This window comes from Ameyamaea chiangmaiensis (assembly GCF_013376175.1).
Classification (GTDB): Bacteria; Pseudomonadota; Alphaproteobacteria; order Acetobacterales; family Acetobacteraceae; genus Ameyamaea; species Ameyamaea chiangmaiensis.
Genome location: NZ_JABXXR010000109.1, coordinates 1 through 9,684, shown reverse-complemented (window position 1 = coordinate 9,684; position 9,684 = coordinate 1). Strand labels below are relative to the sequence as shown.

10 protein-coding genes are annotated in these 9,684 nt (G+C 66.8%); 6 read left to right on the top strand and 4 right to left on the bottom strand.

Annotated elements, in window-relative coordinates:
* Positions 1 to 473, bottom strand: a 473-nt coding sequence (locus HUK82_RS12085; protein WP_305144407.1) for a tRNA (adenosine(37)-N6)-dimethylallyltransferase, incomplete at its 3' end; no start/stop codon positions are given.
* A 32-nt stretch (positions 474 to 505) separates the two neighbouring features.
* On the opposite strand from HUK82_RS12085, the gene serB reads away from it, so the two are divergent.
* On the top strand, positions 506 to 1,399 hold the full coding sequence (gene serB, locus HUK82_RS12080; RefSeq protein WP_176614203.1) for a phosphoserine phosphatase SerB: 894 nt from the start codon (positions 506 to 508) through the stop codon (positions 1,397 to 1,399).
* Between the two features lie 107 nt (positions 1,400 to 1,506).
* Positions 1,507 to 2,373, top strand: a complete 867-nt coding sequence (locus tag HUK82_RS12075; protein ID WP_176614202.1) for an EAL domain-containing protein — start codon at positions 1,507 to 1,509, stop codon at positions 2,371 to 2,373.
* A gap of 103 nt (positions 2,374 to 2,476) precedes the next feature.
* Here HUK82_RS12075 and ahcY read toward each other — a convergent pair whose 3' ends face one another.
* The gene (gene ahcY / locus HUK82_RS12070; protein WP_176614201.1) at positions 2,477 to 3,775 is read right to left on the bottom strand and encodes an adenosylhomocysteinase; all 1,299 of its coding nucleotides are present in this window, start codon (positions 3,773 to 3,775) and stop codon (positions 2,477 to 2,479) included.
* Positions 3,776 to 3,962: 187 nt separating this feature from the next.
* On the opposite strand from ahcY, the gene HUK82_RS12065 reads away from it, so the two are divergent.
* The 4 genes from HUK82_RS12065 (at position 3,963) to HUK82_RS12050 (ending at position 8,245) form a co-directional block, all read left to right on the top strand.
* Positions 3,963 to 5,033, top strand: coding sequence for a CorA family divalent cation transporter (locus HUK82_RS12065; RefSeq protein ID WP_176614200.1), 1,071 nt, complete (start codon positions 3,963 to 3,965; stop codon positions 5,031 to 5,033).
* Between the two features lie 63 nt (positions 5,034 to 5,096).
* Entirely contained in the window at positions 5,097 to 7,292 is a 2,196-nt protein-coding gene (locus HUK82_RS12060) for an amylo-alpha-1,6-glucosidase (RefSeq protein ID WP_176614199.1), read from the top strand.
* A gap of 53 nt (positions 7,293 to 7,345) precedes the next feature.
* Positions 7,346 to 7,687: a hypothetical protein gene (locus tag HUK82_RS12055; RefSeq protein ID WP_176614198.1), complete on the top strand. Its 342-nt coding sequence runs from the start codon at positions 7,346 to 7,348 to the stop codon at positions 7,685 to 7,687.
* A gap of 123 nt (positions 7,688 to 7,810) precedes the next feature.
* On the top strand, positions 7,811 to 8,245 hold the full coding sequence (locus HUK82_RS12050; RefSeq protein ID WP_176614197.1) for a hypothetical protein: 435 nt from the start codon (positions 7,811 to 7,813) through the stop codon (positions 8,243 to 8,245).
* A gap of 21 nt (positions 8,246 to 8,266) precedes the next feature.
* Here the strand turns inward: HUK82_RS12050 and HUK82_RS12045 are convergent, their stop codons facing one another.
* Both HUK82_RS12045 and HUK82_RS12040 read right to left on the bottom strand, forming a co-directional pair.
* Entirely contained in the window at positions 8,267 to 8,419 is a 153-nt protein-coding gene (locus HUK82_RS12045; RefSeq protein ID WP_176614196.1) for a hypothetical protein, read from the bottom strand.
* Positions 8,420 to 8,507: 88 nt separating this feature from the next.
* The coding region (locus tag HUK82_RS12040; RefSeq protein ID WP_176614195.1) for a sensor histidine kinase at positions 8,508 to 9,684 on the bottom strand (1,177 nt) is incomplete at its 5' end.

Sequence of the window (9,684 nt, the reverse complement as noted above, 5' to 3'; positions counted from 1 at the left end):
GGATCCACGGCCGCCAGGCGCTCCAGCAGGGCGGCCGGGCCCAGTGCCTCGACCAGGGAGCGTGCCTCGGCCCGGGCGTCCGCCCCTGGGTCGGGCACTTCGGCCAACCCATCGGTCAGGGCGCGGAAATACAGCCCCGTGCCCCCGCACAGGATCGGCACTCGACCGGTCGTCCAAGCCTCGTCCATCGCATGCAGGGCCTGTGCGCGCCACCAGGCGACGCTGCCCGTCTCGCGCGCCGGCAGAACGCCGTAGAGACGGTGCGGGGCTTGCGCCAGTTCCGCGGCATCCGGACGCGCCGTCAACACCGAGAGTTCGCGATAGACCTGCATCGAGTCCGTGTTGATGACCGTGCCGCCGATCCGGGTGGCGAGGTCGAGCGCCAGCGCCGACTTCCCCGAGCAGGTCGGGCCGGCGAGCAGAATCGCCACGCGCTCCGAAGGCGCGGACGGGGGCGGGGTTGCGGGTTGCATCATGGCCGCAAGCCTGCCACACGCGCAGCATCATGACACGTTCGCATTGCCTGACCCTCGTGGTGAACCGCGCCGCCGGCACCCTGGCCGCCCCCGTCATCGACGCCGCGCGCGAGATGGTGAAGGGCGCGGCACCCGTCGTGCTCTCGGCGGGGGAGGCGGTGGACATTCCCTGCGGCGCGCCCGGTTCGGGCAGCGCGCAGCTGTCAACCATTCGCGCCGCCCTGAACGGCAAGGGGGTCGACGTGCTGCTGACCCGTGCGCGCGGACGCCGCAAGGGCCTTCTGATCGCCGACATGGACAGCACGATCGTCACGGGCGAGACGCTCGACGAACTGGCCGAATATGCCGGTATCGGCGAGGCCGTGCGGGCGATTACCGCGCGTTCGATGAACGGTGAGATGAACTTCGAGGAGGCCTTACGCGCGCGCGTGGCGCTGCTGCGCGGCAAACCTGAGGCCTTGCTGGAGCGCGCATGGGCCGATGTCACGCTGAATGAGGGCGCGAAGACACTGGTCGCCACGATGCGCGCGCACAATGCAACGACGGCGCTGATTTCGGGCGGCTTTACGTTCTTCACGGCGCGTGTGGCCGAACTCTGCGGTTTTGCGGAACATCATGCCAATCATCTGGGTACGGACGGCGATGTGTTCGACGGGACGGTCGGCGAGCCGATCGTGGGGCCGGACGCGAAGCTTGCGCATCTGGAACGGCTGAGTGCGGCGCGGGGGCTGAAGCTGTCAGCCACCTTATGCGTGGGGGACGGGGCCAACGACCTGCCGATGCTGCGCCAGGCGGGACTGGGGGTTGCCTTCCATGCCAAGCCCGTCGTGCGGCAGGCGATCGAGCAGCAGGTCAACCATGCCGGGCTGCGGGCACTGCTGTTCGCGCAGGGCTATACCGCCCGGGATCTTCGTGACGACTGAGCGGTAACGCTTCGGTGTAAGCCGCCGTTCTTAACCAGCGGGTCACGTTTGGCCGCTAAGCCTCTCGCACGATGGAATTGACCGTCTGCGCGAATGGGGAAGAGTGCGTGGCTGAAGACAGGGCAAGCGCCAATAGCGCCGGCACGGCAGGGGCGGAGTGCCTGATCGCGCGGCGTCCCGTGGCCCGTGGGTCGGTGTCCGCGCGGGCGCGGGCGCGCAAGTTGCTGTTCCTGCCGCGTGTCCGGCTGGCCGACGGGGCGGTGACCGGTGCCGCTGCGTTCGCGGCCACGCCGCATCAGGCGCTGTCGGCGATTGCCCTTGGGCAGCGTCCACCCCGCCGCGCGCTGCGAGAGGAAGAACGTGACCTTCGCCTTCTGCTGCACGCCTGCCAGAGCGCCGCGCGGTGGCGGGGCGCCTATCGACTGTCGTTCGCGCTGGGATCGGTCAGCGCGCCGGATGTCGACTTCGTGCTCCGACTGCGCGAGATTCTGGTCCAGTCCGGCCTGTCGCCGGATCGGCTTGATCTGGAGTTTCAGGAAGAAGGCTTCGGACAGGAGACCGACGAGTTGATCTTCACCCTGGCCGCGTTGCGCGATGTAGGCGTAGGCACGATCCTGACCGGATTCGGGCGCGGAGCGTCCAGCCTGACGCTGCTGCGCGACAGGGCGCTGGCCGGCCTTCTGAGCGGCATCAAGCTGGATCGGACGCTGTTCTATTCGGCTGCCCTGTCCGGACCCGATGTCGGACACTGTCCGCTCGACCAACTGGACCAGAGCTTCATTCGCGCGGCCATCGGCGCGGGCCGGAATTTCGATATCGCGGTGCACGCGGAAGGCGTCAACCATGTCACCGTGGCCGATTTCCTGCGCGATGTGGGGTGCGACGAGGCCGTCGGCACGTGCTTCAGCGCACCGGAGAGTGCCGAACGTATGACCGCCCGGCTGGAGCGCGACCGTCACCCGGCGCGGCACTGACCCGCCGCACCTCCCGTCGTCCACCCGACCCCTGACACCTTCGCGCCGGCGTGGGGGCCCGTGAACCGGCTCCGCCACGAATCAGGGCGAAGCCGGCCTGTCATCAGTAGCGGTAGAGGTCGTGCTTGAACGGGCCGTTCACGCCAACGCCGATATACTCGGCCTGCGTCTGCGACAGGCGCGTCAGTTCCGCGCCGACCTTGGCCAGATGCAGGGCGGCGACCTTCTCGTCGAGGTGCTTGGGCAGCGTGTAGACCTTGGCCTCGTACTTGCCCTCGGGCGCGGTCCACAGCTCGATCTGCGCCAGCGTCTGGTTCGTGAACGAAGCCGACATCACGAAGGACGGGTGGCCGGTCGCATTGCCCAGATTGACCAGACGGCCCTCGGACAGGACGATCAGGCGCTTGCCGTCGGGGAACTCGACCTCGTCGACCTGCGGCTTGACGTTGTCCCACGTCAGGTTGCGCAGCGCCTCGATCTGGATCTCGGAATCGAAGTGACCGATGTTGCAGACGATGGCGCGGTGCTTCATTGCCCGCATGTGGTCGATCGTGATGACGTCCACATTGCCCGTCGCGGTAACGAAGATGTCGCCGCGCGGCGCGGCGGCTTCCATCGTCACGACCTCATACCCTTCCATGGCAGCCTGCAGGGCGCAGATCGGGTCGGCCTCGGTCACCAGAACGCGGCAGCCGGCATTGCGCAGGGAGGCGGCCGAGCCCTTGCCCACATCGCCGTAGCCCGCGACCACGGCGACCTTGCCGGCCATCATCACGTCGGTGCCGCGACGGATCGCGTCGACCAGGCTTTCGCGGCAGCCATACAGGTTATCGAACTTCGACTTGGTGACGCTGTCGTTGACGTTGATTGCCGGCACCTTGAGCGTGCCCTTGCGCGCCATCTCCCACAGACGGTGAACGCCGGTGGTCGTCTCTTCCGACAGGCCACGCACATCGGCCAGAAGCTCGGGATACTTGTCGTGCATCAGCACGGTCAGGTCGCCGCCGTCGTCCAGGATCATGTTCGGGGTCCAGCCGTCCGGGCCCTTCACGGTGGCTTCGATGCACCACCAGAATTCCTCTTCCGACAGGCCCTTCCACGCAAAGACCGGCACGCCGGTGGCGGCGATCGCCGCGGCGGCATGGTCCTGGGTCGAGAAGATGTTGCACGACGACCAGCGCACGGTCGCGCCCAGAGCCGTCAGCGTCTCGATCAGGACGGCGGTCTGGATCGTCATGTGCAGACAGCCGGCGATCCGCGCGCCCTTCAGTGGCTGCGATGCGCCATATTCCTCGCGCAGGGCCATCAGGCCGGGCATTTCGCCCTCGGCGATCGAGATTTCCTTGCGGCCCCACGTCGCGAGGGCAATGTCGCGGACCTTGTAATCGGCTTCTGCGCTCATGGTCTGTCCTGTCTGCTGAAATTCCGTGCTGGGCCGCATATATCGGCTCAGACCGTGCGCGGCTAGGCCATGGGCCGATCTTTCGCCGCGAACCGCGCATCAGGCGCCACGGAGGAACTTGCGGCATCGCCCACACTCGGGCACTCATGCGAGACCTTCGCGCGATGAACCGAACGGGAGCCCGCCCATGACGCCACCTCTCCCGGGGAAAGAGATCGCAACCGAACGCCGGGCGAGCGACGGCCTCGTCTGGGCGGTCCGGTATGAACCGACGGCCGGCACGATCGTGCCCCTGTCACCCCGGGAGGTCGACGCTCGCGTCTCGCGCGCGTTTGACGAGGCGGTGGCGGTCGACGACGAGGCCGACGACGCGCCGCAATCCTGGATCTGGCTGCATTATGACACGGTGCACAGTGCGGCGCGCGCGCGTGTCGATGCGTTGCCATGCCTGCCCGACGACGTGCGCACGATGCTGGCTGGCACCGAATACGGCACCCATATCGAAGCAATGCCGGGCCTTGTCTGGGGCGTGCTGCCCGCCTTCGACGAGACGGGACCAGACGATGACGTGTCGGTCTGCGCCTGGCGCTTTGCGCTGACGCCGGATCTTCTGATTACCACGCGCCGCCATCCGGTTCCCGCGCTGGGCGTTGTCTATCGTCAGTTGGAGCGCGGGCAGGAAGCCACGCGGCGGCCGGTGATGATCGTCGAACGCACCCTGCGCGAGTTCACCGACAGCGTGCGCCGCCAGATCACCGTCCTCGACGATCAGCTCGACCGGGCCGAGGATGTGCTGCTGCTAATCGACAATTCCTCCGACCTTGGCCACATCAGCGGTATCGTGGGCAAGGTGCGGCGTCAGTTAACTGAGCTGCGCCGCGTCATGGCCCCGCTCAACCGCCTGTTCCGGGGCGAGGATCTGGAACTGCCGGAGTGGGCGGAGGACGAACTGCGCGACCGGGCCGAGCGTCAGACCCACGCCGCCCTGGACGACCTGATCGCGTTACAGGAACGTGCGCGCTCGCTTCAGGACGAGCTGGCGTCCAGCCAGGCAGAGGAAACGAACCGGCGCCTCTATATCGTGTCCGTGGCCACGACGTTGATGCTGCCTGCCACATTCGTGACCGGATTTTTCGGCATGAACACCGGGGGCATGTTCCTGTCGCAGGGACGCTTCGGTACGGTGGAGGCCGGCATCGTGTGCTTCCTGTTCATGGGCATCACGTATCTGCTGCTGAAGTTCGCACGGTTGCTGTGAACCCGTCCGGGGTGCGCACGCTGTCACCAAACACACGATAAAGACTGGAAGAGGAAGAACGCCATGGACGCGACCACCGAGACCGGTTCGACGGCCGGGCAGGAACAGCATGACGGGTTTCCTGTCTCGGCCAGTTCGCTCCTGTCCGAACGTCGGCTGCACACCCTCAAGCAGGGAGACATGTTCGGCGTGTTCGACCAGACGGGCGACGTGCTCTGGGGGCCGGGGATCGCCGACGGGCTGTACTTCCACGACACGCGTTATCTGTCGGGCCTGACCACCACCCTGATGGGCGCACGACCCATTCTTCTGTCGGCCACGGTGCGCGAGAACAACGTGATGTTGTCGGTCGATATGACCAACACCAACGTGACTCAGGCCGACGGCGAAAAGCTCGACCATGATCTCCTGCATGTCCGCCGGTCGCGCTTCCTTTGGAACAAGACGTGCTACGAGCGACTGGAAGTGCGCAATTTCGACGTCGTGCGTCGCGAGGCCGTGCTGGAACTCGGGTTTGCCGCCGATTTCGCGGACCTGTTCGAGGCGCGCGGCTCTGTCCGCAAGCGACGCGGAACACTGCGCGAGCCCGAGATCCACGCCGACCGTGTGCTCCTGTCTTATGACGGGCTCGATAATCGGCGTCGCACCACGATGCTGCGGTTCTCGCCCGAACCGGAAAGCCTGACGGCCTCGAAGGCCTCGTTCCGTTTCTCGCTTGCTCCGGGCGAACGTATTCTCGTGCATTACGAGATAGAGTGTGATCCGGCGCCCGACCAGCCACACTCCCCCGGGCGGGAATTCCTGTTCGCGGCGGTCGAGGCGCGGCGCGCACTGCGTCTGTCGTCATCGCGCGCGGCGGCGATCGCCACGTCGAACGAAATTTTCAACGAGGCGATCCGGCGCTGCGTCTGCGACATCTACATGTTGCTGACCGACAAGCCGACCGGGCCGTATCCCTATGCCGGCGTGCCGTGGTTCAGCACCGCCTTTGGGCGTGACGCGCTGATTACCGCGATGCAGACCCTGTGGCTGGACCCGGCGATTTCCCGTGGCGTGCTGAATTATCTCGCCCTGCATCAGGCGGACCGGGAAGACCCTGTGGCCGATGCCGAACCGGGCAAGATCCTGCACGAGGTGCGCCATGGCGAGATGGCCGAGCTGGGCGAGGTGCCGTTCCGGCATTACTACGGCTCGGTCGACTCCACGCCGCTGTTCGTCATGCTGGCGGGAGAATACCTCGAACGCACCGGCGACGTGGCGTTGATGAGCCGCCTGTGGCCGAATATCGAACGTGCGATCGAATGGATCGACCGATACGGCGATCGCGACGGCGACGGCTTCGTCGAGTATGGCCGCCGCAACAGCGAAGGGCTCATCAACCAGGGCTGGAAAGACAGCTACGACAGCGTCTTCCATGCCGACGGGACGCTGGCTGAAGGGCCGATCGCGTTGTGCGAGGTCCAGGGTTATGTGTATGGCGCGCGACGCGCGGCAGCACTGATCGGCCGCAGACTCGGACGCACGACCTACGCCGATCGGTTGGACGCGCAGGCGGAATCGCTGAAAATCGCGTTCAATCTGAAGTTTTGGGATGATGCGCTCGGCACGTATGCGATGGCGTTGGACGGCCATAAAAAGCCGTGCCTGGTGCGTTCGTCCAATGTCGGGCACCTGCTGCTGACCGACATCGCGTTGCCCGAGCGCGTGCCTTCGGTGGTGCGTACGCTGATGGATCGTTCGTCCTTCAGCGGCTGGGGCATCCGCACCATCCCGCAGGGCGAAGCGCGCTATAATCCCATGGCCTACCATAACGGCTCGGTCTGGCCGCATGACAACGCCCTGATCGGTTTGGGCTTCGCGCGGCAGGGGTATCTGGAAGAAGCGTCACGGGTGTTTCACGGTCTGTTCGATGCGGCGTTCTACACCGACCTGCGCCGTCTGCCCGAGCTGTTCTGCGGCTTTGGGCGGAACCGGGCCGAGGGGCCGGTGCGCTATCCGGTCGCGTGTTCGCCACAGGCCTGGGCCGCGGCGGCACTGCCGGCGCTGGTGCAGGCGACGTTGGGGCTCAGCTTCGATCCCGATACGATGACGGTGCATTTCCGCAAGCCGCGCCTGCCGCCGTTCCTCGACAGCATGACGCTCTATAACCTTGCCGTCGGCGGCGAGAGCGTCACGGTCCGGCTGGTCCGGGTCGATGACGAGGTGGCGATCAACGTCGTGGAGCGCACGGCGCTGATCCGGGTGCAGATCACGAGCTGAGACTTCGGCCGGGCGGGGTTTTGTGGCGCGCGCGCTGCTGATAGACTGCCGGGATGCGGCGCGTTCCCTACCCCTGTCTGCTCGTGGCTCCGCTGATCCTGGGCCTGACCCTCGGCGGTTGTTCGGCCACGACGCGTCTGTTCGGCCCCCCTCCGGCGGACATGACGGAGGCCGAGCCCGAGGACGCACCCCTGCATCCCCGCAATCGTCATCCGCATGAGGTGATCTACGCCCGCGCGTCGCCGCTGGAGCGGCTGGATCCTTCGGACCAGCCGCAGCGGGGCGGCTTCTCGGTAGGCGGTCCGGGCGGGGCGGTGCCCGTGACGCCACAGACCGTCTCGACGGACACGCAGGTCAGTTACGGCCATGCGGTATCGTCCTACGGTCATCAATAGCCGGGGTGTGACGCCAATGTGATCGACCGCCGTGTCGTGGGACGTGACCGGCGGACCCAGTCGCGCGTTGAAGAAGGGCAGGACGGCGTGATCCGTTCTTCCTCAGCGCACCGGGAGGTCATCATGCGCAAGACAATTGTGACGTCGGGCGAATGCCCGGAAGCCTTGATGGCGTCGGCGATCACGGCACGGCCCGAACTGTCGACTCTTCTTGATCGCTATCTCGCGTCGGGACGACCCAATGGGTTCGAGCTGCTGCGTACGGCCGCCGAGGATGCCGCGCAGTATCGCGTCTTCCGGCAATGGAGTTGCGGGACGGGTGTCCCGATGGCAACCCCGGAACTCTGCGTGCAGCTTCTGCCGCAAACGGCGATGATCGCGTTGCAGGCCGAGACCGGCCTTGGACCGGAAGCGCTGTCGATCGAACTGGCCGGCGCGCTGCCCTGTGCCGTGCGGCGCCACGCGCTGGCGTGTTCGGTCGGGCATAGCGCACCGTTCGAGAAACGCGCGCGCGACATTGGTCGTCACGAACCGCCCTCGCGGCGTCAGTGGCGCTGAGCGTGGCGACGGCCCGGGTCGTCAGTGATTGACCTGCCCGGTCTGGTTGACATCGGAGTGGTAGCCCAGGCTCTCAAGCCGTTCCTGTTCGGTCGTGGCCTTTTTCGTAGCGTGGCCGCCACAGGCGGACAGGGCGAAGGTGGTGAACAGCAGGCAGGCGATGGTCTTGGTCATGGGTGGTCAGGCGCTCGCGTCTGAGGGGTGGGGTGATCATTTGTGCCGCCTCGCGCGTCCCAGACAAGGGGGAAGATGGCCGCGCCCGCTATTCCCACGCGATGGGATCGGGTGTGATGCCGTAGGAGACGGACTCCTCCTCCGACGAGGCCTGTGACGAGGCCAGTGGCAGCCAAACGATGAAGGTGGTGCCGTGCCCGGGCTCGCTCTCGACGATCAGGCGCCCGGCATGGCGGTCCAGAATGTGTTTCACGATCGCAAGCCCGAGGCCGGAGCCGCTGACCCGGGTCGCGGTGTTTTCGACGCGGTAAAAACGCTCGGTCAGACGGGGAAGGTGACGTGCGTCGATCCCAGGGCCGTTGTCGGCTACGCACAAGATCGCCCCGTCGTCGCGGGGCCATCGCCCGTCCTGCGGTGCGCGCGCCACGGAAAGATCGATCCGGCCGTCCAGTGGGCGGGCCGCGCCCGCGTATTTGATCGCGTTTTCGATCAGGTTCATCAGAACCTGCACCATCTGATCGCCATCAGCGCGAATCGGCAGGTCGTCGTGGGGGGGCGCCATGACCAGCGTCATGGACGTGCCATGCACCAGCGCCGAGGCCTCGGCCATGGCGCGTTCCATGATGATCACGGCGTCGGCGATTCCCCGTGGTCGCTGATGCTCCAGCTGCTGCACGCGGGAGAGGGTCAGCATACGGTCGATCAGCCGTTGCATGCGCGCGGCCTGGGCGGCCATGACACCCAGAAACTGTTGCTGGGCGGCGGGATCGTCCGCTGCCGGCCCCCGCAGGGTTTCGATGAAGCCGGTCAGCGCGGCCAGAGGGGTGCGCAGCTCATGGCTGGCATAGGCGACGAAATCCGCGCGCGTGCGCTCCAGTGCGTCCTGCGCCGTATGATCGGACACAACGGCCACCGTCTGCCCCGCGTCCGTGCCGCTCGCGGGCAGTCGACGCATGTGGGCGCGGATCACACGGCGTACCGGCACGTCGAGCGCCAGCGTGGCACAGGCGGACTCGGTTTCGCGAAGAGTGGCGGCCACGTCCTGCAGGGCGGGGTGGCGGGCGACGGCGCCCAGCGTCTCGCCATAAAGCTGCCGGGCTCCGTTGTTGGCGTAGGTGAGCGTCCCATGCCGATCGAGCAGGATCACCGGGTCGGGCATCAGGTCGAGCGAGTCGGCGATAAAGCCCGCGCGCGCGGCGGGGGGCTCGGCGGTCGAACGGGCCGACAGGACGGGACGGCGCGGCCAGCGCCTTCCGACGGTGGCC

Bases quoted from the DNA above. Each gene is read 5' to 3' on its own strand.
- serB (WP_176614203.1), top strand. From the start codon at position 506: ATGACACGTTCGCATTGCCTGACCCTCGTGGTGAACCGCGCCGCCGGC.
- ahcY (WP_176614201.1), bottom strand. From the start codon at position 3,775: ATGAGCGCAGAAGCCGATTACAAGGTCCGCGACATTGCCCTCGCGACG.
- HUK82_RS12065 (WP_176614200.1), top strand. From the start codon at position 3,963: ATGACGCCACCTCTCCCGGGGAAAGAGATCGCAACCGAACGCCGGGCG.
- HUK82_RS12060 (WP_176614199.1), top strand. From the start codon at position 5,097: ATGGACGCGACCACCGAGACCGGTTCGACGGCCGGGCAGGAACAGCAT.
- HUK82_RS12055 (WP_176614198.1), top strand. From the start codon at position 7,346: ATGCGGCGCGTTCCCTACCCCTGTCTGCTCGTGGCTCCGCTGATCCTG.
- HUK82_RS12050 (WP_176614197.1), top strand. From the start codon at position 7,811: ATGCGCAAGACAATTGTGACGTCGGGCGAATGCCCGGAAGCCTTGATG.
- HUK82_RS12045 (WP_176614196.1), bottom strand. From the start codon at position 8,419: ATGACCAAGACCATCGCCTGCCTGCTGTTCACCACCTTCGCCCTGTCC.